Origin of the sequence: uncultured Pseudosulfitobacter sp. (assembly GCF_963976325.1) — a bacterium.
GTDB lineage: Bacteria > Pseudomonadota > Alphaproteobacteria > Rhodobacterales > Rhodobacteraceae > Pseudosulfitobacter.
This window is the reverse complement of sequence record NZ_CAXBJW010000022.1, coordinates 1-21,203: the sequence shown is the minus strand read 5'-3', so window position 1 is coordinate 21,203 and position 21,203 is coordinate 1. Positions and strand designations below refer to the sequence as shown.

Genomic DNA, 21,203 nt, shown 5'->3' with positions numbered 1-21,203 from the left:
CGTCGCCACGTCCGGCGGCAAAGCTGCCATCAATAAAGTTTGCGGTTTCCATTCGGCTCTCCTGAGGGGCATGCGCGCTAGGGCGTGGTGATCTGCCCCAGCGCTTTTGCGTGGCGGCTTTCGGTGATGTTTCCGCCGCACAACACGGCCAGCGGGCGCGGCATGTCCTGGGTCTGCGACAGCTTTTGCCATCCCGCGACGGCCAGTGCGGCGGCCCCTTCGACCCGCTGCCCGCAGTCGGCCATCAGCTGTTTCATCGCGGCTGCGATCTGGGCCTCGGTGCAGGTGACGGAACTGGTCAGGCGGTCCAGCGACAGCGGTATCGTGATGCTGTCGGGGTCGATCTCGCCCGCCACGGCGCTGGCAAGGGTCGGCTCATGGGCGCGCAGGGCATCAGGCACCTTGCGCCAGTAGAGCGGCGCGGAGTTCTGAGGAAAGCAGGCGTGCAGCCGGATATCTGGCCGCAGGTGCTGCAACACCACGGCCAGCGCGGAATACAGCCCGCCGCCGCCGACCGAGACAAACACATCCGTGACATCGGGGTAGTCACGGACGATCTCCGCCGCGATCGTTGCATGACCCAACAGCACGCCAATGTGGTTATAAGGGGAAATATACGTGGCCCCGTTGCGCGCGGCGAGGCTTGCGGCATGACGCTCGGCACTCAGACAATCCGCGCCGAAGATGATGGTACGCGTCGCAATCTGGCGCACAACTTCGTATTTCGCGAGCGACACATCCTCGGGCAGAACCACGGTCGCGGACAGGCCATTGCGCGCCGCCGCATAGGCGACCGCCAGCCCGTGATTGCCCGACGATGCTGTAAAAACCTCGCCCTGTACCGCCGGCAGAACACCGGGTATGCCCTGCACAGTCGTCATCGCGCCACGCACCTTGAACGACCCGGTTGGCAGCAGGTTTTCCAGTTTCAGCAACAGCGGCCCTGCACCGTTGATCGTGGCGGTGATGGTGGTCGAGTCCCGGACATCCGCAGGCAGCAGGCCCGCCGCGCGGCCATGGTCGTTGCGCAGGACATGGGCGGCCTGATGTGCCGCGTCGTCTTGCGCAACGGACCAGACCAGACGGGGTGTCACAGCCCGCTTCCCAGATCGTTGGACTTGTCGCGGGCAGGGCGCATCGCCTTGTACAGGGTCGCCCGCGAGATCCCCAACAGCTGCGAAACATAGGTCGGCGAATTGCGGATACTGAACGCGCCGTTGGCGTCCAGCGCCTGAATCATTTCCGTGCGCTCGTCGCGGGTCATCGCCTCGAGCGAGGTGCGTCGTTCACGCAAGAAGTCATAGATGCGCGTGTTGATCTGCTCGCGCCAGTCGGTTTCGAACAGGACCGACGGTTGGTCCGCCTGCTCGGGTATCCCGATCAAGGATTGCAACATCTCGGCTGCGGCATCAAAGCGCGAGACATCAAGGTTCACGCAAAACAGCCCCGCCGCTGCACCGTTTTCGTCGCGCAGCACGGCGGTTGTCGACTTCATCCGGTGCAGGTCGCGGCTGATCTTGGGATAGGGGCCCATCACATCAAGATCGAGCGAGATATTCTCGTCCATTGCCGTTTCGGACGGATCACCGACTTTGCGACCCGAGATCGGATTGACGATATAGGCCACTGTGTCGGTTTCCAGATCATGCAGAACCACCTCTGCATGAGGGCTCAGCAGAGCTGCAAAGCTGTCGGCGATCGGAACATAGTTTCTGAAGATTTTTCGCATGGGTCCAACCTATCCATTCTATACAAATTGTCAACACTATTCATTTAGTATAATCACGACGCAACGCACCTGCAGGGAGGCAGCAGACCGTCATGAGTTTTGGCAGCGACAATCAATCTGGCGCATCACCCGCCGTGCTGGATGCCCTGATGCGCGAGTTCAGCCAAAAGGGCGCATCCTACGGCACAGATGAAGCCACAAAGCAGGCAGAAGACAAGTTGCGCGAGGTGTTTGATTGCGACCTTGTCGCCTATTTTGTCACTTCGGGCACGGCGGCAAACTGTCTGGCCTTGTCTGCGCTTGGCGATCCGTGGAGGGCGATCCTGTGCCATCATCAGGCGCATGTGCTGCGCGATGAATCGACCGCGCCCGAGTTTTTGACAGGTGGTATGCGCCTGATGCCGGTCGCTCCCTATGCCACGCGGCTGGACGCGAATACCGTCGCCGCCCACATCCACGCCATGCCCGACGACAAGCCACACAACATCCGCCCTCAGATCCTGTCGATCGCGCAATCCAGCGAGAACGGCCAAGTCTATACGCCCTCCGAAGTGCAGGCCCTATGCGGTGTTGCGCACGATGCGGGGCTGCGCGTTCACATGGATGGCGCCCGTTTTGCCAATGCTGTGGCGCATCTGGGGTGTCATCCGGCTGACATCTCTGCGCGTGCAGGGGTTGATGTGCTGTGTCTGGGGGCGACCAAGAACGGCGCAGTGGCCGCCGAAGCCATTGTATTCTTTGACAGGATACTGGCGCGAGGCTTTCCGGAACGCATGAAGCGCAGCGGTCATCTGTTGTCCAAAGGCCGCTTTCTGGGCGCGCAATTCAGTGCATGGCTGCACGATGATCACTGGCTGGATCTTGCGCGTCACGCAAATGCGCGGGCACAGGTTTTGGCAATGACCCTGGCCTCTATCAAGGGTGCGAGAATTGCCATGATGCCACAGGCCAACGAGGTTTTTGCGGTGCTCCCCCGCGAGGTTTGCGCGCAACTGGCTGCGGCAGGAATTGGCTTTGCTGAATGGTACGCCGACGCGATCCTGCCAGACAAAATTGACCTGAACCATGAGGCGCTGGTGCGTTTCGTGACGTCGTTCGCGAGCAGCGAAAGCCAGATTGCAGACCTTGCCAAGGCCGGGGGCGATACGGGCCAATTTTCTTGAGGACACTGCCGAGAGGGCACGGCGTTGTGCATTCTGTCGGATGCACACGTCATGATCTCCCTCACCAAGGAATAGATCATAGCGCCTATGCATACGAGGCCCGCAAACGCGTCCTCGGGTCGGGCGGCCAAACTGACGCGCCGTCACGGATCAAGGCGGACTTTCAGATTGTTTGCCTGTTTCATTGGGCATATCTCTCGTCTTGACCTCTTCAAACGGGGCTTTGCGCGCGCACAGCCGGTCTTTGATCGCGGCCCCGTTAAACCAAAAAAGGACTTTGCCATGCTCGACGCTTCGCATTTCGACGACTACACCAATCTGGACATTGCCCTGCGCGACAATGGTGTGGTGATCGTGACACTGGACCGCGCGGACAAGCGCAATGCGCTGGACGTGGCGACCATCGACGAGCTGGTGCGGTTTTTCAGCTCGGCCCATCGCAATGGCGTGCGGGCTGTGGTGCTGGCCGGGGCAGGTGACCACTTTTGCGCCGGTCTGGACCTGATCGAACACTGGAAGGCCGACCGCAGCCCCGATGAATTCATGCACGTCTGCCTGCGCTGGCACGAGGCTTTCAACAAGATGGAATACGGCGGTGTTCCGGTCATCGCGGCGCTGAAAGGGGCCGTTGTCGGTGGCGGGCTGGAACTGGCCAGTGCGGCCCATGTGCGGGTTGCGGACGCGTCCACCTATTTCGCCCTGCCCGAAGGCCAGCGCGGTATCTTCACCGGCGGCGGTGCTACGATCCGCGTCAGTGGCCTGATCGGCAAGGCTCGGATGATCGACATGGTTCTGACCGGCCGCGTCTATCAGGGCCAAGAGGCGGTTGATCTGGGCCTTGCGCAATATCTGGTCGAGGGGTCCAGCCTGGACAAGGCCATCGAGCTTGCGGACAAAGCGGCAGCAAACCTGCCTCTGACCAATTTTGCCATTTGCTCGGCGATCAGCCACATCAACAATATGTCCGCGATGGACGGCGCCTATGCCGAATCTGTGGTCGCAGGTATCGTCAACACACAACCGGCGGCCCGTGCGCGGCTCGAAGCTTTTGCCGACAAGACCGGCGCGCGGGTGCGTCCCGAAAGCTGACCGGACAGGCCGGACGGTCAAAATGTCCAGCCCCCTGCAAAGCGTATAAAAATCTGCGGACAGCTTGTCCGCAGAGGGGGTATTCGTGCCCGACGGGGCTGGCCTTGGACAAAATGTCCTGACACTCTGCACGCGAATACGGTTGGGCCCGCCCAACTGCGGGGGGAGGGGGCCAGTCTCGCATGGTCGATTTATGGAGCGGTCTGGCGCAAGCCTTCTGGCTGGTCGTGACGCTGGACGCCGAGCTGGTCGAGATCGCGCTGCGGTCGCTGCGGGTGACGCTGAGCGCGCTGGCGGTGGCCTGTGTCATTGCCCTGCCGCTGGCGGCCTTTGTCGCGGTCAAACGGTTCCGGGCGCGGCGGTTTGTCATTGCCATTCTGAACGCGCTGATGGGGCTGCCGCCGGTGGTGGTGGGGCTGATCGTTTACGTGTTCCTGTCGCGGTCCGGCCCGTTCGGGGTCATGGGGCTGTTGTTCACGCCCACGGCGATGATCATCGCCCAGACCATCATCATCGTGCCGCTGATCGCGTCGATCGCGCATCAGTCGATCCGCGATCTTTGGCAGGAATATCATGATCTTCTGATTTCGATGAACGTCACGCAGGGGCAAAAGATCCGCACGCTGCTGTGGGATTGCCGCCGCGCCCTGCTGACCGCCGCGCTGGCCGGATTTGGCCGCGCGATTGGCGAGGTGGGCGCGATCATGATCGTGGGCGGCAACATCGACCACGCCACGCGGGTGCTGACCACGGCGATTGCGCTGGAAACCGGCAAGGGCGAATTCGCGCTGGCGCTGGCCCTGGGCTTTGTGCTGATCGGGCTGGCGGTGGCGGTCAATCTGGCGATCCACTGGCTGGGCCGGACCGAACGCGAGGGGGGCTGGTGATGCAACTGTTCCCGATGACGGCCAAGGGCATCGAAAGCCGCAGGCGCGGGCAGGTTCTGGTGGGGCCGATCGACCTGACGCTGGACGGAACCGGTGCCTGTGTGGTGGTCGGGCCGAACGGGGCCGGCAAGACGACATTGCTGCGGCTGCTGCACGGCACTGCGCGGCTGTCGGCGGGGCAGATCAACTGGGCCTGCCCGACGGACGCGGCGCGCCACCATCAGGGGTTTGTCTTTCAGCGGCCCGTGATGCTGCGGCGCACGGTGATGCAGAACCTGATCTATCCGCTGCGGTTGCGCGGGGTGCCGTTGGCCGATGCCCGCGACCGCGCGCGCGACTGGGCCGGGCGTGTCGGGCTGGCGGATATGCTGGACCGTGCCGCGCCCGTCCTGTCGGGGGGCGAGCAGCAAAAGCTGGCGCTGGCGCGGGCGCTGATTTCAGAGCCTAAAGTGCTGTTTCTGGACGAACCCTGCGCCGCGCTGGATGGCCGCGCCACCCGCGAGATCGAGGAAATTCTGACACATGCGAAATCCACCGGCACGCGGCTGATCCTGTCCACCCACGACATGGGGCAGGCGCGGCGGCTGGCGGATCAGGTGCTGTTCCTGCTGGGCGGGCGCATCCATGAAAGCGGCCCGGCAGAGACATTTTTCAACCAGCCCGAAACGCCACAGGCACGGGCTTTTCTAAGAGGAGACATAGTCGAATGATGAAACGGTTTGCACTTACGCTGGCGGCGCTGGCCATCGGCACCGCCGCACAGGCGACGGACGTGATGAAAATGGCGGTGACGACGTCGTTCAACAACTCAGGCCTGGCCGAGGTGCTGTTGCCCGAGATCAGGAAGGATCTGGACCTGGACGTTCAGTTGCTGGTCGTCGGCACCGGACAGGCGATCAAGCTGGGCGAGGCGGGCGATGTTGACGCCATTCTGGTCCATTCGCGCAAGGCCGAAGAGGCGTTTGTTGATGGCGGATTTGGCACACATCGTACCGAGATTATGTACAATGATTTCGTCTTCATCGGCCCCAAGGCCGACCCCGCAGGGATTAAGGATGCCGATGCCGCCGCCACCGCGCTGACGTCGATTGCCGAGGCAAAGGCCCCCTTTGTCAGCCGTGGCGATGACAGCGGCACGCATAAGAAAGAGCTGTCGTTGTGGAAAGCGGCCGGCATGGACCCCGCAGGCTTTGGTGACTGGTACAAGGCCGTCGGTGCCGGCATGGGCGCTGCGCTGAACACCGCGTCGGGCATTCCGGCCTATATCATGTCGGACCGCGCAAGCTGGCTGAACTTTGGCAACAAGGGCGATCTGGACCTGCTGTATGCAGGCGATCCGGTGCTGTTCAACCAATACGCCTATATCCCCGTGAACCCCGAAAAGCACGCCCATGTCAAAACCGATCTGGTGGACAAGCTTGAGGCATGGCTGGTGTCCGACCGCGCCGCGACGCTGATCAACGATTACAAGATCAACGGCGAAACGCTGTTCGTGTTCAACGCCAAGGCGGCGGAATAACCCCGCATCAGTGACGCATCGCGCCCCTGTAACGGGGGCGCGGTGTTATTCCGGCAGGTCGCCGTGAATGGCGAATTGTTCCAGCCCGGCATCCTGCGGCTGGATCACGCGAAAGCTTTCGCGCACGCCTGCGTCGGTCAGTTCGCGCGCCACGGTCAGCAGGCTGTTGGCGTCGTGGTCGGCGCACATGTCCATCATCTGCGCCAGTTCCTCGGCGGCGACGGGGCGGGCGGCGGCGACGTCCGGTGCGCCGTAGTAGGTGACGAAATGCTGTGCCAGCATGTCGGTCAGGGTGGCAATCTCGGACGGCTCGACCTGCGTCACCGCGACGAATGTCACGCGGCCGAATGTCTCCAGCCCCAGCCAGCCGTTGGCAAAGGCCTGTCGCGCCTTGCCGGTCAGGTCGCCCTCGGTCCAGTCGGAAAACTCGAACCCGCCCGACACGCACCATTCCCCCGTCCGCGCGGGGCTGGAAAACACGTTGCGGTCGCTTTCGTCAAAGTGGATCGCGCGGGCAAGTTTGCGCAGGTCGGGCTGGGTCACGGGCTGGGCTCCAATATGGCGGTCAGCGGGATCAGGTGGGTGGTGTCGGCGTCGCGCAACAGCAGGCCAAAGCGTTCGTCGACGCCAAGATAGGTGCCGGTTTTGCCGCCTTGGGTGGTTTCCTCGCCGATGCCGTAGGCCAGCCCGCGCCATTCGCTGTGCAGGGGGGCCACGCCCTCGCCGTCCCAGCGGTTGATCCAGTGCAGGCTGTGGCGGGCCCATGCCTCGACCAATGCGGGCGGGGACACTTCGGAGCAGCCTTCGGCATACAGCGCGGTCTGGTCCGGGCGCAGGCCGGTTTCGGCAAGGTCGGGATCGTCCAGCGGATACAGCGGCAGGGTGAACCCCACGACCAGCCAGTCGGGCACCGCGTCGGGGTCGGTGGTGGACGCGATGCAGCGGAACCGCCCGCAGGCCGCGTTGTTGATGCGAATGCCGCCGTCCCAATCCAGATGCACGGCAATCTCGGGCGGGGCCAGCGCGCCCAATGCGTTCTGAAAGCCGATGCCGCACAGCGGCAGCATCGCCATGGCGTCGCGCAAGGGCACCTCGGGGGCAAAGACCAGCGCCGCCTGCACCACGTGACCGGCCAGCGCATAGACCACCAGCCCCGCGTCACAGCCCATGGCGGCGCGCATGGCGGCGTGTTCGAAGGCATCCGTGGCCACGGGTTCGCCCCACAGCAGCGGCGGAAAGGTCAGCGTGTCGGTCATGCGTGGCCGCCGTCGATCAGCGTCTTGGCGATGGCCTGAAAGCTGGCCGCCTGCGCGCTGTCGGGCTGGCTGACGGTGATCGGCGCGCCGCCGTCCGAGGCAAGGCGGATTTGCAGGTCCAGCGGCACCTCGGCCAGCAGGGGCACGCCCATTTTCGCGGCCTCGGTGGCAACACCACCGTGGCCGAACACATGTTCCTCGTGGCCGCAGTTGGTGCAGATGTGGGTCGACATGTTTTCGATCATGCCGATGATCGGCACCTTGAGCTGGTTGAACATATCAATGCCCTTGCGCGCGTCCAGCAGGGCGACATCCTGAGGGGTCGAGACGATAATCGCCCCGTCTACCTGCGCCTTTTGCGCCAGCGTCATCTGCACGTCGCCGGTGCCGGGGGGCAGGTCGACGATCAGCACGTCCAGCGCGCCCCATTGCACCTGTGTCATCATCTGTTGCAGCGCGCCCATCAGCATGGGGCCGCGCCAGACCACGGCCTGATCCTCGTTGGTCATCAGGCCGATGGACATCATGGTCACACCGTGGTTGCGCATCGGCAGGATCGTCTTGCCATCGGGCGAGGCGGGCCGGCCGGACACGCCCAGCATCCGCGGCTGGCTGGGGCCGTAAACATCGGCGTCCAGCAGGCCGACACGCCGCCCCTGTTGCGCCAGCGCGCAGGCCAGATTGGCGGAGACGGTGGATTTGCCCACGCCGCCCTTGCCCGAGGCGACGGCCAGGATACGGTCGATGCCGGGGATTTTCTGCGGGCCGCTGGGTTCGGCGGCGCGTTGCGGTTTCAGGTCGGGCGGCGGGGCCTTTTCGCTGTGGCCGGTCAGCACGATGGACACTTTGCCGATGCCATCGACCTGCGCCAGCGCGGCTTCGGCCTGTGCTTTGGCCTGCGCGTAGGCGTCGGCCAGTGCGGGCGGGATTTCCATGACGAAACGCACCGCGCCGGTGGCATCGACGTTCAGCGCGCGCATCACGCCGCTGGCGACGATGTCGGTGTCGGTTGCCGGATCATTGACGGTCTTGAGCGCGGTCAGAACCGCCTCTCTGCTGGCTGCCACGGTTTAGTCCTGTTCTGCGTCTGGCGCGGTGATGGTGCCGGTGACCTCGTGGGTCATGCCCAGTTCGGGGATGGTGATGACGGCGCGCACCGGCACGGCCTGACCGGCGGTTGCACCTTCGCGCATGGCCTTTTCGATGGCCTGCTGCGAGGTCACGCCGACCTGTTTGAGAAACTTGCGCATCGACATGTTGAAGTCATCGCTCATGGGGGTGGCTCCCTGTGTTCGGGCGGATCAGTGATCGCGCCGCTTGCTAAGGTAATCGTCGGTTGTGCGGGGGCGGGGGCGTTCGGCGCCCGCCAGCGGGTTGTTGGCGCTGTGATACTGCGCGTTGATGCGGCAATCATCACACATCTGGATCATGCGCAACTTGCCCTCGTCCGCGAACATGGAATGGTTGCGCAGTTTGTCGGTGATCCGGTCGATGGTGGATTTGACGCCAAAGAGCGTGCCGCATTCGACGCAAGGGAACGGCTCTTCCTCGTGCAGCACGCGCTGTTCCAGTGCCGCGCCGGTCAGGTTCAGCTGCGGGGCCAGGGTGATCGCATCCTCGGGGCAGATGTTGGCGCACAGGCCGCATTGCAAACAGGCGTCTTCCTGAAAGCGCAGTTGCGGCAGGTCGGGGTTGTCGCCCAATGCGCCCGAGGGGCACAGCGACACGCACGACAGGCACAGGGTGCAGGCGTCACTGTCGACCACGACGGCACCGTATGGCGCACCGGCGGGCAGCGGCAGCACCTCGGCGTCGGGGTGCAGGGCGCGGGCGGCCTGACGGGTGATCTGGCGGCGGGTGCCCATGGGGCGCACGGGGCTGGTGACAGGTGCCGGGGGGGCACCGTCATACAGCGTGTCGGACATGGCGTCAGGGTCGGGCGTGTCGATCAGCTGCACGCGGGCATCGCCGCCGATGGCGCGGGCCAGTGCGATTTGCGTCTCGATCGCGTCGCGGTCGGATTTCGGCCCCAACAGCAGGCTGACACCGGCGAAACCGGCGGCCAGCGCCGCCAGCGCCTCGGCATGGCCAAAGGCCGCCAGCGCGGGCAGGGCCATGGGGATCACATCGGCGGGCAAGCCACGCCCGTGGCGGGCGGACAGGCGGATCATTTCGGAACCAAAGGTGTCGTCGTGGACCAGCAGGCGGGGGGCGGTGCCGCCCGCGTCCAGATAGGCCCGCGCCAGCGTCTGCACCCGCAGCATGGTGAAATCAACGGGCGGCGCGTCATAGCTGATGGCACCGGACGGGCAGGCGGCAGAGCACGCGCCGCAGCCTGCGCAGATCATCGGATCAACGCTCACGTGGTCGCCATCGGGGGTGATTGCCCCCGTCGGGCACAGGTCCAGACAGTTGGTGCAGGCGGTTTGCCCCGCGCGGCTGTGGGCGCACAGCAGCGGTTCGGTGCGCACATAAAGCGGTTGTTCAAACGTGCCAACCAGATGCGACGCGGCCAGAACGGCGGCGGCGACGGCAGGCGGGTGGGCCGGATCGGCGCGCAGGTAGCCCTCGCGTTTCTCGTGGGCGGGGAACAGCGGCTGCTGCCCGCGCATATCCAGGATCACGTCGCAGTGGCTGATCGCGCCGTCCTGCGGCGCGGTATAGGTCAACTCGCCACGGCCACCGGGCACGACCTGACGCAGCGCGTCAATCGTGACCTCGAAATGCCCCAGCGCGCCCTTTGCCTTGCGCAGGGTGCCGCCGATCACGTCAAACGCGCGGGTGTCGGGCAGGGGCTGTGACGGGTCGGTCAGCAGGGTGACGGCAAGGTGGTCTTTCAACTGATGCGCGGCCTGCACCGCGGCATCACCCGTGCCCAGGATCAGGCACAGCCCTTCGGATGTGACATCCAGCGACTTTTCGGCCGGGGCGTTCAGCAGCGCCTCGGATGCCAGCGCGGACATTTTGGGCAGTTTCGACGCGGGGTCATCGGACCAACCGGCCCGGTCGCGCAGGTCCAGCAGGGGGGGCGGGGTGACCCCCAGTTCCTCGGCCAGTTCAGTGAAGACCCGCGATTCCTGGGTGCAGCAGAAAATTGCATCACCTGCGGTCAATGCAGCCGCGGCACGGTCGATCTGGCGGGTGCACAGGGCCGAACAGGGGGGCGTGACCGCATGGCCAAGGGTCTGTGACAGCGCATCGGAATCGATGTGCTGCGAGCCTTCACAATCACATGTTATCAACGTCTTTGCCATGATTTTTCCCTTGCTGGACGCGCCGTTTCAGGCGGTTCGCGGATGGCGATCAGGCCCCAAGCTAGACGGCTTTCAGCCCCGCCCACAACCGCAATTCTGCGGCGGCACAGGCACAGCGCCCGCCATCCCGCGATGCCGCGCAGCAGCATTCGGGTCGGGTGATTCGTTTTTGGGCGTCCCGGCTTTTTCCTATGAAAACAGTCGGGTTAGACAATTCGTCCGACAGCGCCCGTTTGCCCCTCGCGGACTGGCCAAGTTGTCTGGAGAGCAGGATTTTTTGGGCCGGCGGGGCGTTAAGGCTTTGCACCGGACCAAGGCCGCGAGAGGATAGACGCCGGAGGAGCATCTTGATCTACAACCCGAACATGTACCGGACCTTGCCCGTGGGCGTCGTATTGCGGCGGACCCCCGGCGTGACCCGTTGGGCACGCTGGAGCTGGAAGGCGACCGCGGTGCTGCCCGGTGCGTCGGACGCGCAATGGCGCGAGCTGCGCCGCGAGGGCGAGATCACCGAATACCACGCCGCCACCCTGCCGCTGGAGCTGCACGGGGCCGAGACCGAGGCCTATGTGCACGGGCTGGGCGCCGAGGTGCCGTGCGTCTACGTGGTGATGCGCCCGATTGCGGGTGCCACGGATCGCCCGTTCGAGATGCTGCTGGTCACCGCGTCGCCCTACGAGGCGCAGGATTATTGCGACAGCGCCGAAGAGGTGGTCGAAAAGGTCGCCATGCCGCAGGGGCTGGAGGCGTGGGTGCGCGACTTTGTCGAGCAGTTCCATCAGGACGAGGTTTTTGTGAAGCGCCGCCGCGACAAGCAGCGGGTGGACCAGACGCAGGACGGCATCGGTGACCCGCGTGTGCAGACCGGTGCCGATGTCTATGCGTCGCCCACGTTGAAACGCAGGCGGATGATATGAGCGGATTCTGGGACCGCCGCCGCGCTGCCGTCGCCGCCGAGGCCGAAGGCGAGGCGCAGGCTGTTGCCGCCGCCGTGCAAGCGCAAGAGCAGGCCGCGCTGGAGGCGCGCGACGATGCGGAGCTTTTGGCGGAGCTGGGCCTGCCGGCGCCGGACAATCTGGTGGATGGGGCGCAGTTGCGGGAATTTCTGAAAGCGCAGTTGCCGCAACGGCTGAAAACGCGGGCGCTGCGCGGGTTCTGGCGCAGCAATCCGGTTCTGGCCTGTCTGGACGGGCTGAACGATTACGACGACGATTATACGCTGGCGTCGACCGCGGGTCAGACGGTGACCACGCTGTATCAGGTCGGCAAGGGCATGGTGCAGCCGATTGCGGATATGCTTGAGGACGACACGGCGCAGGCTGAAGTGATCCTTGCGCAGACCACCGATGTGGACGTGCCCGAGCCGCAGGCGGCGCAGATTGAAACCGCGCCGGCCTATGTTCACGAGGACAGCGAAGACGACGATGCACCGCTGACCGCCCCGACCCACCGCCGGATGCGGTTTCAATTCGCAGCGGCACCCGACGCAGAAAGCACAGGCGCATGAACCAGATGACCGGCACCCAGATCCCCGAAGAAGACCGCCTGCGCGCGGACCTGTACAACTTTATGGGTCTGATCCTGTCCGGCCCGCCGGACCGCATGTTGCTTGACCAGTGCGCGGGGCTGAACGGCGATGACACCGAGCTGGGGCAGGGGATTGCGACGCTGGCCAAACTGGCGCGGCTGACCAAGCCCGCGACGGTCGAGGCCGAGTTTAACCGCCTGTTCATCGGGCTGGGGCGGGGCGAGTTGCTGCCCTATGCCAGCTATTACCTGACCGGTTTCCTGAACGAAAAGCCGCTGGCGCTGTTGCGTCAGGATATGGCGGCGCGGGGGCTGGCGCGGGCCGATACGGTGTTCGAGCCCGAGGATAACATCGCATCGCTGATGGAGATGATGGGCGCGATGATCGCGGGCCGCTTTGGCTCGCCCGCCACGCTGGACCAGCAAAAGACGTTTTTCGGTAAACACATCGCCCCGTGGGCGGGACATTTCTTTTCCGATCTGGAGGGGGCCAAAACGTCGGTCTTTTACGCGCCCGTGGGCAAGATCGGCCGCGCGTTTATGGAGGTCGAATCCGAGGCCTTCCGGCTGAGCGGCACCTGAGACCGACCCGTGCGGGCAGGTCGCCCGCTGACACTTTACGAAACCAAGAGGAGGCAAAGATGACCAAGCAATCCGACGCACCCGAGGTCCGCCGCGACCGGCGTGCGTTCCTGAAATTCGCGGGCACCGCCGCACCGCTGGCGGCGGTGGCCGTGGCCACCGGCACGACCGAGGCGCAGGCCGCCCCTGTCGAGGCAGACCTGTCATCGGACAAGATGCAGGACACCGCACACACCCGCGCCTATTACGCCAGCGCGCGGTTCTAGGCCGGGTTCAGGCTGCGGCCCGGACCCAAGACACCGCACGGCCCGATCCCGGACCCTGCAACACCGGCAACAAGCGACTGGTTGCGTGACGCCCGACTGCGAATTGCCATCCATTAGCCACCAGATGCGGGCGAAGACCCGCGTTCAGGGAGTGAAGATATGTTGAGGAAAAAGACCAACGGGGTTGCGCGACGCCCCCAGCGGACAAGTATCCTGTCTGACGTGGCCCGGTCCAAGATTGACCGCCGTGCGTTTCTGCGCGGTTCAGGGCTGGCCATTGGCGGCCTTGCTGCCATTGCCGCGACAGGCGGCACCGTCCAACAAGCCAATGCCGCAACGGCAGCGGCGACAGGCGCCATCGAGATCAAGAAATCCGTCTGCACCCACTGTTCGGTGGGTTGCACAGTCATCGCCGAAGTGTCGGGCGGTGTCTGGGTCGGGCAGGAACCCGGCTGGGACAGCCCGTTCAACCTGGGCGCGCATTGCGCCAAGGGCGCATCGGTGCGTGAACACGCCCACGGCGAACGCCGCCTGAAGTACCCGATGAAGAAAGTCGGCGGCGAATGGCAGCGGATCAGCTGGGAGCAGGCGATCAACGAGATCGGCGACAAGATGACGTCTATCCGTGACACATCCGGTCCCGACAGCGTCTACTGGCTGGGCAGCGCCAAGCATTCGAACGAACAGGCATACCTGTTCCGCAAGTTCGCGGCCTATTGGGGCACCAACAACGTCGATCACCAGGCGCGTATCTGCCATTCGACGACCGTTGCGGGTGTTGCGAACACATGGGGCTACGGCGCCATGACCAACAGCTATAACGACATCCACAACTCCAAGGCGATCTTCATCATCGGCGGCAACCCCGCCGAGGCGCACCCCGTGTCGCTTCAGCACCTGCTGAAAGCCAAGGAACAGAACAACGCGCCGCTGATCGTCTGCGACCCGCGCTTTACCCGCACGGCGGCCCATGCGGACGAATTCGTGCGCTTCCGGCCCGGTTCGGACGTGGCGCTGGTGTGGGGTATTCTGTACCATATCTTTGACAACGGTTGGGAGGATCAGGAATTCATTCGCACCCGTGTCTGGGGCATGGACGAGATCCGCAAAGAGGTGGCCAACTGGACACCGGACGAGGTTGAACGTGTGACAGGTGTGCCCGAGGCACAGTTGAAACGCGTGGCCCGCACGCTGGCCAACAACCGCCCCGGCACCGTGATCTGGTGCATGGGTGGCACGCAGCACACCAACGGCAACAACAATACCCGCGCCTATTGCATCCTTCAGCTTGCGCTGGGGAACATGGGCACCGCCGGTGGTGGCACCAACATTTTCCGTGGCCACGACAACGTGCAGGGGGCGACCGATCTGGGCGTTCTGGCCGATACGCTGCCGGGCTATTACGGTCTGTCTGCCGGATCGTGGGCCCACTGGGCGCGCGTCTGGGAAGAAGACCTGGATTGGCTCAAGGGCCGTTTTGGCACCATCAAGGGCGCCGATGGCAAGGACAAGCAGATGATGGGGCTGACGGGCATTCCCGTTTCGCGCTGGATCGACGGTGTTCTTGAGGCACGCGAAAACCTGGAACAGCCGGACAACACCAAAGCGATGGTGCTGTGGGGTCATGCGCCCAACTCGCAGACCCGTCAGAAGGAAATGAAGACGGCGATGGAAAAGCTCGACCTGCTGGTCGTGGTCGATCCGTACCCGACCGTTTCCGCCGTGCTGCACGACCGCACCGACAACACCTATCTGTTGCCCGCGTCGACGCAGTTCGAAACCTCGGGGTCTGTCACCGCGTCGAACCGATCGCTGCAATGGCGGGAAAAGGTTGTCGAGCCGCTGTTTGAATCGCTGCCCGATCACACGATCCTGCACAAGTTCGCCACCAAGTTCGGCTTTGCGGATCGCATGTTCCGCAACATCGAGGTGAACGGAGAGGAACCGCTGGTCGAGGACATTACCCGCGAGTTCAACCGGGGCATGTGGACCATCGGCTATACGGGTCAAAGCCCCGAGCGGATGAAGATGCACATGGAAAACCAGCATACCTTTGACAAGACCACGTTGCGGGCCAATGGCGGTCCGGCGGATGGCGATTTCTACGGGATGCCGTGGCCCTGCTGGGGCACGCCCGAGATGAACCACCCCGGCACGGCCAACCTGTACGATATGTCGATGCCGGTGGCCGAAGGTGGCCTGACCTTCCGCGCCCGGTTCGGTGTGGAACGCGACGGTGAAAACCTGCTGGCCGAGGGTGTTTACTCGGTCGGGTCGGAAATTCAGGACGGATACCCTGAATTCACCATGCAGATGCTGATTGACCTGGGCTGGGACGGTGATCTGACGGCGGACGAGCGTCGTTCGATCGAACAGGTCGCCGGTTACGAGCACCCGGCGAAAGCAGACAACGGCACCGAAGAGGTTGGCGAAACCTCGCAACAGGGTGACATGCCGTCGGACTATGTCGAGGCTGTCGGCGGTATCAACTGGAAGACCGACCTGTCGGGCGGCATCCAGCGGGTGGCGATTGCCCACGGCTGTGCGCCGTTCGGCAACGCCAAGGCACGTTGCGTGGTCTGGACCTTCCCCGATCCCGTACCGCTGCACCGCGAGCCGCTGTACACCAACCGCCGCGATCTGGTCGAAGACTATCCGACCTACGAGGACAAATCGTTCTGGCGGGTGCCGACGCTGTACGCGTCGATCCAGAAGAACGACTTTTCCAAGGAGTTCCCGATTATCCTGACCTCCGGCCGTCTGGTCGAATACGAGGGCGGCGGCGACGAGACGCGGTCGAACCCGTGGCTGGCCGAGCTTCAGCAGACCATGTTCATCGAGATCAACACGCGCGACGCCAACAATCTGGGTGTGCGTGACGGGACCGATGTGTGGGTCGAAGGGCCGGAAGGCGGGCGGATCAAGGTGCAGGCCATGGTCACCGAACGGGTCGGCGAAGGCGTTGCCTTTATGCCGTTCCACTTTGGCGGCCACATGGAAGGCGTCAGCCTGCGGGACAAGTACCCCGTGGGGGCCGATCCCATCGTTCTGGGGGAAAGCACCAACACCGTGCAGACCTATGGCTACGATTCCGTCACACAGATGCAAGAGACCAAAGCGACTCTTTGCAAAATCATGCCCGCGTAAGGAGACAAGAGAATGGCTAGATCAAAATTTCTCTGCGATGCCGAACGCTGCATCGAATGCAACGCCTGTGTCACGGCCTGCAAGAACGAGCACGAGGTGCCCTGGGGCATCAACCGCCGTCGGGTGGTGACCATTCAGGACGGCAAGCCGGGCGAACGCTCGATCTCGGTCGCCTGTATGCACTGTTCGGACGCGCCTTGTATGGCCGTCTGTCCGGTCGATTGCTTTTACCAGACCGACGAAGGTGTGGTTCTGCACTCGAAGGACCTGTGCATTGGCTGTGGTTACTGCTTCTACGCGTGCCCCTTTGGTGCGCCGCAGTATCCGCAGGCGGGCAACTTCGGCTCGCGCGGCAAGATGGACAAGTGCACCTTCTGCGCCGGTGGCCCCGAGGAAAACAACTCGGCCGCCGAGTTCCAGAAGTACGGGCGCAACCGGATTGCAGAAGGCAAGCTGCCGATCTGTGCCGAAATGTGTTCGACCAAGGCCCTGTTGGCCGGTGACGGCGACATGGTGTCGGACATCTACCGCGAACGTGTGGTGGCCCGTGGTTTCGGGTCCGGCGCATGGGGTTGGGGCACAGCCTACGACCAGAAGGGTCAGTAACCACGCGACACTGGTCCAGTCACGGGCCGCTGGTCCGTGTTGATGACAGGTCTGGCGGCCCCCGTTGTGGCGGGCCGCCACTTCACCCTACTTCATGCGGGGGATTTCCCATGTTGCGCCATGTGATGGCACTATTCGTATTTGCGATGCTGGCGTTGGCCGGTGTCGCCACGGCCCAGGACGTGCGCCCGCCTGAAAACGCGGTGAACGTCGACACCCCGCGCGCCGCGACCGGCGGTGCGCAGACACTTCAGGATGTGTTGCGCCGCGAACAAGGGCTTGCGGTTGACGACAGTTTCCGCCGGAACAACATCGGCGGCGATGCAGGCACGGCACCGGGGCTGGGGCCGTTGGGCGGCACATCCGACGCCGAACAATGGCGCGCCCTGCGCTATAACGAGGCTGACGTGACCGTGACCACCATGGACCCGCGCGGCAAGGTTCTGGTGCAGGACGGCGGCATGTGGTGGCTGGACGTGCGGCGCGGACCGTTGCCGACCTATGGCGGCTGGCTGCTGCTGGGCACGCTGGCCATTCTGGCGGTGTTCTTCCTGTTGCGCGGCCGCGTGCGGGTCGAGGACGGGATGGCCGGGCGCACGGTCACGCGGTTCAAGGCGATTGAACGCTTTGCCCACTGGATGCTGGCGGGGTCGTTCATTCTGCTGGCGATCACGGGGCTGTTGTCGCTGTTCGGGCGCAAGGTGCTGATCCCGGCCTTTGGCCACGGGTTCAATTCCGTCCTGCTGACGGGGACCAAGTTCATTCACGACAACGTCTCGTGGGCGTTCATGATCGCGCTGGTGATGGTGTTCGTGATGTGGGTCTGGCACAACCTGCCCGACCGCACCGACCTGACGTGGTTCCGCTATGGCGGGGGCATCATCGGCAAGAAACACCCGCCCGCGAAAAAGTTCAACGCGGGGCAAAAGCTGATCTTCTGGTCGGTCATCGTGCTGGGCGCGTCGGTGTCCGTGTCGGGGCTGTCGATGCTGTTCCCGTTCGACATGCCGCTGTTCGGGCACAGCTTTGCGCTGCTGAACGACACCGGCCTGCCCCAGGCGGTGGGGTACGGCACCTTGCCCGTCGATCTGACACCGCAGGAAGAGATGCAATATGCGCAGCTTTGGCATGCGATCATCGGCTTTGTCATGATGGCGATCATCTTTGGCCACATCTATATCGGCACTTTGGGTATGGAAGGCGCCTATGACGCGATGGGCACCGGCGAGGTTGACGTGAACTGGGCCGAACAGCACCATTCGATCTGGCTGGAAAAGGTCAAAGAGGATGAATACCGGAGGCCCGCAGAATGACCGCGCCCCACACAGGAGACAGGCCATGAAAATGATGTTTGCAGGCTTTGCCGGCGTGATCGTGATCGGTGTCGTGGCCTATTTCGGGCTGCACGAGATGGGCTTTTCCTCGCAACAGGTCTATTCCAGTGACAACGTCCGGCTGGACTGACACGAGGGACGCGCATGGCAGGTGACGAATACGGCGGCACGCTGGCTGGCGCGTCGGTGCTGGTGATTGACGACGAACCGGGGATGCGGAATTTTCTGGTCAAGATGCTGGAACCGCGCGTGAAACGGGTGGCACAGGCCGCGTCGCCCGCCGAGGCGACGCAGATGCTGGACAAGGCGCATTTCGACGTGGTCGTGCTGGACAATGTGATGCCGGGCAAGACGGGTCTGGAATGGGTCACCGAACAGCGTCGCAAGGGGTTTTACGCCGACACCATCCTGATCACGGCCTATGCGGATCTGGAAACCGCCATTGCAGCCCTGCGGGCGGGGGTCAGCGATTTTATCCTGAAACCGTTCCGCACCAATCAGATATTGGGCGCGGTGTCGCGCACGCTGGACCGCAAGAACCTGCGCCGCGACAACACGTTGCTGCGCCGCGAGCTGGACGCGGGATCGACCGTGCGGATGCTGGGCAAATCGCCCGCGCTGTCTGCGGTGCGCGACCTGCTGAAACGGCTGGCGCCGCTGCCGACGCCGGTGTTGTTCACCGGTGCCAGCGGCACGGGCAAGGAGCTGGCGGCGCGGCAATTGCACCAGATGTCGCCGCGCGCCGACAAGGCGTTCGTGGCGGTGAACTGTGCGGCCATCGCGCCGGACCGGATCGTGCCGGAACTGTTCGGGTCGGTCGAGGGCGACGCGACGCTGAAACCCGGCCTGCTGTTGCTGGCCGATGGCGGCACGCTGTTTCTGGACGAAGTGGCGCAGATGCCCGAACCGCTGCAAGCCGCGTTCCTGCGGGTGCTGGAGGACCAGCGCATTCGCCCGCAGGGGGCCGAACGCGAAATCCCGCTGGACCTGCGGTTTCTGTTCGCCACCAACGCCGATCTGGAACAGGCGGTGGCGCAGGGGCGGTTCCGCGCCGACCTGTACCACCGCATCAACGTGATGAAGATCGAGATGCCCCCGCTGAAGGACCGGTCGGAAGACATCGTCGACCTTGCGGCGCTTTTCATGGAACAGTTTTCGACCGCCCTGGGGATGCCCGCGCTGCGGCTGGACGACGACACGCTGCTGAAACTGCGCCGCTACGACTGGCCCGGCAACGTGCGTGAACTGCGCAACCTGATCGAACGGTCGGTGATTCTGGGCTTTTTTCCCGATGAATTCTCGGGGAAAGGATCGGTCGCAGGTGCGCGCGCGATCGAGGATCTGGACCTGGTGGTGCAGCGGCACATGCTGCACATGCTGGACCTGTGCAACGGCAACCGCGCCGAGGCCGCGCGCCGGTTGGGCGTGTCGCGCAAAACCATCGACCGCAAGCTGCAAGCCTGGGGTGAAGTGGCGCCGGAATAGCGCCGCTACATTACATAAATCGGATTATACGCGTAAGGCAACACAAAGCAGCGCATCCCAGGCTGGAATGCGCTTTTCCTGTAACTTGCGGAAAAATATAAAGAACAGCCTGCGACATGCGCGGATGTTCCTTGCGGCAAAGGGGTTGGGTTACCCTTCGCGCTCCAGCTTTTTGCGGGCCAGCTTGCGCGCGCGGCGAATGGCTTCGGCTTGTTGACGCGCTTTTTTCTCGGACGGCTTTTCGAAATGCTGCTTGAGCTTCATTTCCCGAAAAACCCCTTCGCCCTGAAGTTTTTTCTTAAGCACTCGGAGGGCCTGATCGACATTGTTGTCGCGTACACTGACCTGCATGTAGTTTGCACCATGATAAAAGTTGACGGATGGCACTTTGACCGGAACCGGAAAAATAGCAATCCCATGTATCGTTCGGGGGCAGAAAATCATGATCTGCCCGCAGCGGTTGTGGTTTGCGCGCCACCTGCCGCCGCCCGCAGGACACGCCATAGCGTTACGTCATACCGAGCAGGCATGACCCATCGTAACACATTCATGAAGTTTTGCGCGACGGCGGTCTTTGGCCCCCTAATTGCATTGACCATCCCCCGCCGCCTGCGCAGACTAAAGGCATATGGGCGGCTGACGGCCACCTGTCTCTGATACGAAACCCCGGGGGTGTCACAATGTCTGAATTTTCAAGAATCTTCGCCGCGACGACGGTCGCGTTGGGTCTGGGCCTGTCGCCGCTGGCGGCCGCCGCCGACCAGATCATCATCGGTCTGCAACAGGAACCGACCACGCTGGACCCGACCGCCGACGCCACCGCGTCGATCGACGGCATGATGACGATGAACGTGTTCGAGGCGCTGACCACCGTGGCCGAAAACGGCGAGGTCAAACCGAACCTGGCGACCGGCTGGAAAGTGTCCGACGACGGGCTGACCTATACGTTCCAGTTGGCCCAGAACGTGACATTCCACGACGGCAGCGCCTTTGACGCCGACGACGTGGTGTTTTCGTTCGACCGTGCCATGGCCGAAGACAGCGTGAACCCGTCCAAGTCGATTTTCAAACCGATTGAAAGCGTCACGGTCATCGACCCGCACACGATCGAGATCAAGCTGTCGCGCAAGGATGCGTTTTTCCTGTTCAACATGGGTCAGGGCGACAGCGCCATCGTGGCGTCGGAATCGGCGGACACCAACAACACCAACCCCGTGGGCACCGGCCCGTTCAAGTTTGACAACTGGACCCGGGGCGACCGCCTGACGCTGGTGAAAAACCCCGATTACCGCGACGCGGTGAATGTGGCGCTGGACAAGGTCGAGTTCCGCTTTATCTCGGACCCTTCTGCCGCCACCG

General features: G+C 63.7%; 23 protein-coding genes. 15 read left to right on the top strand and 8 right to left on the bottom strand.

The genetic code is table 11. The annotated features are described in order from the left end of the window. Positions 1-77: 77 nt before the first annotated feature. Positions 78-1,094, bottom strand: a complete 1,017-nt coding sequence (locus tag AAC077_RS19665; RefSeq protein WP_339773472.1) for a pyridoxal-phosphate dependent enzyme — start codon at positions 1,092-1,094, stop codon at positions 78-80. Further along, complete coding sequence (locus tag AAC077_RS19660) at positions 1,091-1,729, bottom strand: PAS domain-containing protein (protein ID WP_339773469.1); 639 nt, start codon at positions 1,727-1,729, stop codon at positions 1,091-1,093. Before AAC077_RS19660 ends, AAC077_RS19665 begins: the two co-directional genes overlap by 4 nt. Positions 1,730-1,821: 92 nt before the next feature. On the opposite strand from AAC077_RS19660, the gene AAC077_RS19655 reads away from it, so the two are divergent. The 5 genes from AAC077_RS19655 (at position 1,822) to AAC077_RS19635 (ending at position 6,387) form a co-directional block, all read left to right on the top strand. Then, positions 1,822-2,892, top strand: a complete 1,071-nt coding sequence (locus tag AAC077_RS19655; RefSeq protein ID WP_339773467.1) for a beta-eliminating lyase-related protein — start codon at positions 1,822-1,824, stop codon at positions 2,890-2,892. Positions 2,893-3,174: 282 nt separating this feature from the next. Beyond that, positions 3,175-3,981 (top strand): methylthioacryloyl-CoA hydratase, encoded by an 807-nt coding sequence (gene dmdD, locus AAC077_RS19650; RefSeq protein ID WP_231034354.1) that lies wholly within the window; start codon positions 3,175-3,177, stop codon positions 3,979-3,981. A gap of 182 nt (positions 3,982-4,163) precedes the next feature. Continuing rightward, positions 4,164-4,868: an ABC transporter permease gene (locus AAC077_RS19645; RefSeq protein ID WP_339773460.1), complete on the top strand. Its 705-nt coding sequence runs from the start codon at positions 4,164-4,166 to the stop codon at positions 4,866-4,868. Continuing rightward, complete coding sequence (locus AAC077_RS19640; RefSeq protein WP_339773457.1) at positions 4,868-5,578, top strand: ATP-binding cassette domain-containing protein; 711 nt, start codon at positions 4,868-4,870, stop codon at positions 5,576-5,578. Before AAC077_RS19645 ends, AAC077_RS19640 begins: the two co-directional genes overlap by 1 nt. After that, complete coding sequence (locus tag AAC077_RS19635; protein ID WP_339773454.1) at positions 5,575-6,387, top strand: substrate-binding domain-containing protein; 813 nt, start codon at positions 5,575-5,577, stop codon at positions 6,385-6,387. The genes AAC077_RS19640 and AAC077_RS19635 overlap by 4 nt, the downstream gene beginning before the upstream one ends. 45 nt (positions 6,388-6,432) lie before the next feature. On the opposite strand, the gene AAC077_RS19630 is transcribed toward AAC077_RS19635, so the two are convergent. Genes AAC077_RS19630 through AAC077_RS19610 form a run of 5 tightly spaced genes read right to left on the bottom strand, consistent with a single transcriptional unit; the run spans position 6,433 to position 10,897 of the window. Further along, entirely contained in the window at positions 6,433-6,930 is a 498-nt protein-coding gene (locus AAC077_RS19630) for a DUF6505 family protein (RefSeq protein ID WP_339773452.1), read from the bottom strand. Continuing rightward, complete coding sequence (locus AAC077_RS19625) at positions 6,927-7,643, bottom strand: DUF4444 domain-containing protein (RefSeq protein WP_339773450.1); 717 nt, start codon at positions 7,641-7,643, stop codon at positions 6,927-6,929. Before AAC077_RS19625 ends, AAC077_RS19630 begins: the two co-directional genes overlap by 4 nt. Next, positions 7,640-8,710 carry an Mrp/NBP35 family ATP-binding protein gene (locus tag AAC077_RS19620; protein ID WP_339773448.1) on the bottom strand — a complete coding sequence of 357 codons (1,071 nt, stop codon included), beginning with the start codon at positions 8,708-8,710 and terminating at the stop codon, positions 7,640-7,642. The genes AAC077_RS19625 and AAC077_RS19620 overlap by 4 nt, the downstream gene beginning before the upstream one ends. A gap of 3 nt (positions 8,711-8,713) precedes the next feature. Then, positions 8,714-8,917, bottom strand: a complete 204-nt coding sequence (locus AAC077_RS19615; protein WP_037927617.1) for a DUF6494 family protein — start codon at positions 8,915-8,917, stop codon at positions 8,714-8,716. A 27-nt stretch (positions 8,918-8,944) separates the two neighbouring features. Further along, positions 8,945-10,897 (bottom strand): 4Fe-4S binding protein, encoded by a 1,953-nt coding sequence (locus AAC077_RS19610; protein ID WP_339773417.1) that lies wholly within the window; start codon positions 10,895-10,897, stop codon positions 8,945-8,947. 377 nt (positions 10,898-11,274) lie between these two features. Here AAC077_RS19610 and AAC077_RS19605 point away from each other — a divergent pair, with 377 nt between their 5' ends. From AAC077_RS19605 to AAC077_RS19565, 9 genes are all read left to right on the top strand, one after another. Beyond that, a complete protein-coding gene (locus AAC077_RS19605) occupies positions 11,275-11,814 on the top strand; it encodes a DUF3305 domain-containing protein (protein WP_339773474.1) in 540 nt (179 codons plus the stop codon). Next, the gene (locus AAC077_RS19600; RefSeq protein WP_339773414.1) at positions 11,811-12,404 is read left to right on the top strand and encodes a DUF3306 domain-containing protein; all 594 of its coding nucleotides are present in this window, start codon (positions 11,811-11,813) and stop codon (positions 12,402-12,404) included. Before AAC077_RS19605 ends, AAC077_RS19600 begins: the two co-directional genes overlap by 4 nt. Next, entirely contained in the window at positions 12,401-13,006 is a 606-nt protein-coding gene (locus tag AAC077_RS19595; RefSeq protein ID WP_339773411.1) for a molecular chaperone TorD family protein, read from the top strand. Before AAC077_RS19600 ends, AAC077_RS19595 begins: the two co-directional genes overlap by 4 nt. Positions 13,007-13,065: 59 nt before the next feature. Then, the gene (locus AAC077_RS19590; protein ID WP_339773408.1) at positions 13,066-13,272 is read left to right on the top strand and encodes a twin-arginine translocation pathway signal protein; all 207 of its coding nucleotides are present in this window, start codon (positions 13,066-13,068) and stop codon (positions 13,270-13,272) included. Positions 13,273-13,431: 159 nt separating this feature from the next. After that, positions 13,432-16,419 carry a formate dehydrogenase subunit alpha gene (locus AAC077_RS19585; protein WP_339773406.1) on the top strand — a complete coding sequence of 996 codons (2,988 nt, stop codon included), beginning with the start codon at positions 13,432-13,434 and terminating at the stop codon, positions 16,417-16,419. Positions 16,420-16,431: 12 nt separating this feature from the next. Beyond that, positions 16,432-17,025, top strand: coding sequence for a formate dehydrogenase FDH3 subunit beta (gene fdh3B / locus AAC077_RS19580; RefSeq protein ID WP_114295324.1), 594 nt, complete (start codon positions 16,432-16,434; stop codon positions 17,023-17,025). A gap of 110 nt (positions 17,026-17,135) precedes the next feature. Then, positions 17,136-18,338 (top strand): formate dehydrogenase subunit gamma, encoded by a 1,203-nt coding sequence (locus AAC077_RS19575; protein ID WP_339773404.1) that lies wholly within the window; start codon positions 17,136-17,138, stop codon positions 18,336-18,338. A 25-nt stretch (positions 18,339-18,363) separates the two neighbouring features. Continuing rightward, the gene (locus AAC077_RS19570; protein WP_339773401.1) at positions 18,364-18,489 is read left to right on the top strand and encodes a hypothetical protein; all 126 of its coding nucleotides are present in this window, start codon (positions 18,364-18,366) and stop codon (positions 18,487-18,489) included. Between the two features lie 14 nt (positions 18,490-18,503). After that, positions 18,504-19,844: a sigma-54 dependent transcriptional regulator gene (locus AAC077_RS19565; RefSeq protein WP_339773398.1), complete on the top strand. Its 1,341-nt coding sequence runs from the start codon at positions 18,504-18,506 to the stop codon at positions 19,842-19,844. A 150-nt stretch (positions 19,845-19,994) separates the two neighbouring features. On the opposite strand, the gene rpsU is transcribed toward AAC077_RS19565, so the two are convergent. Beyond that, positions 19,995-20,195: a 30S ribosomal protein S21 gene (rpsU, locus tag AAC077_RS19560; protein WP_339773396.1), complete on the bottom strand. Its 201-nt coding sequence runs from the start codon at positions 20,193-20,195 to the stop codon at positions 19,995-19,997. A gap of 329 nt (positions 20,196-20,524) precedes the next feature. Between rpsU and AAC077_RS19555 the strand changes: the two genes are divergently transcribed. Then, positions 20,525-21,203: ABC transporter substrate-binding protein (locus AAC077_RS19555; protein ID WP_339773394.1), on the top strand; the 679-nt coding region annotated here is incomplete at its 3' end.

Excerpts from the sequence above, each read along its gene's own strand:
- AAC077_RS19660 (WP_339773469.1), bottom strand. The coding sequence starts at position 1,729 with ATGCGAAAAATCTTCAGAAACTATGTTCCGATCGCCGACAGCTTTGCA.
- AAC077_RS19655 (WP_339773467.1), top strand. The coding sequence starts at position 1,822 with ATGAGTTTTGGCAGCGACAATCAATCTGGCGCATCACCCGCCGTGCTG.
- dmdD (WP_231034354.1), top strand. The coding sequence starts at position 3,175 with ATGCTCGACGCTTCGCATTTCGACGACTACACCAATCTGGACATTGCC.
- AAC077_RS19645 (WP_339773460.1), top strand. The coding sequence starts at position 4,164 with ATGGTCGATTTATGGAGCGGTCTGGCGCAAGCCTTCTGGCTGGTCGTG.
- AAC077_RS19640 (WP_339773457.1), top strand. The coding sequence starts at position 4,868 with ATGCAACTGTTCCCGATGACGGCCAAGGGCATCGAAAGCCGCAGGCGC.
- AAC077_RS19635 (WP_339773454.1), top strand. The coding sequence starts at position 5,575 with ATGATGAAACGGTTTGCACTTACGCTGGCGGCGCTGGCCATCGGCACC.
- AAC077_RS19625 (WP_339773450.1), bottom strand. The coding sequence starts at position 7,643 with ATGACCGACACGCTGACCTTTCCGCCGCTGCTGTGGGGCGAACCCGTG.
- AAC077_RS19615 (WP_037927617.1), bottom strand. The coding sequence starts at position 8,917 with ATGAGCGATGACTTCAACATGTCGATGCGCAAGTTTCTCAAACAGGTC.
- AAC077_RS19610 (WP_339773417.1), bottom strand. The coding sequence starts at position 10,897 with ATGGCAAAGACGTTGATAACATGTGATTGTGAAGGCTCGCAGCACATC.
- AAC077_RS19600 (WP_339773414.1), top strand. The coding sequence starts at position 11,811 with ATGAGCGGATTCTGGGACCGCCGCCGCGCTGCCGTCGCCGCCGAGGCC.
- AAC077_RS19595 (WP_339773411.1), top strand. The coding sequence starts at position 12,401 with ATGAACCAGATGACCGGCACCCAGATCCCCGAAGAAGACCGCCTGCGC.
- AAC077_RS19590 (WP_339773408.1), top strand. The coding sequence starts at position 13,066 with ATGACCAAGCAATCCGACGCACCCGAGGTCCGCCGCGACCGGCGTGCG.
- AAC077_RS19585 (WP_339773406.1), top strand. The coding sequence starts at position 13,432 with ATGTTGAGGAAAAAGACCAACGGGGTTGCGCGACGCCCCCAGCGGACA.
- fdh3B (WP_114295324.1), top strand. The coding sequence starts at position 16,432 with ATGGCTAGATCAAAATTTCTCTGCGATGCCGAACGCTGCATCGAATGC.
- AAC077_RS19575 (WP_339773404.1), top strand. The coding sequence starts at position 17,136 with ATGTTGCGCCATGTGATGGCACTATTCGTATTTGCGATGCTGGCGTTG.
- AAC077_RS19570 (WP_339773401.1), top strand. The coding sequence starts at position 18,364 with ATGAAAATGATGTTTGCAGGCTTTGCCGGCGTGATCGTGATCGGTGTC.
- AAC077_RS19565 (WP_339773398.1), top strand. The coding sequence starts at position 18,504 with ATGGCAGGTGACGAATACGGCGGCACGCTGGCTGGCGCGTCGGTGCTG.
- rpsU (WP_339773396.1), bottom strand. The coding sequence starts at position 20,195 with ATGCAGGTCAGTGTACGCGACAACAATGTCGATCAGGCCCTCCGAGTG.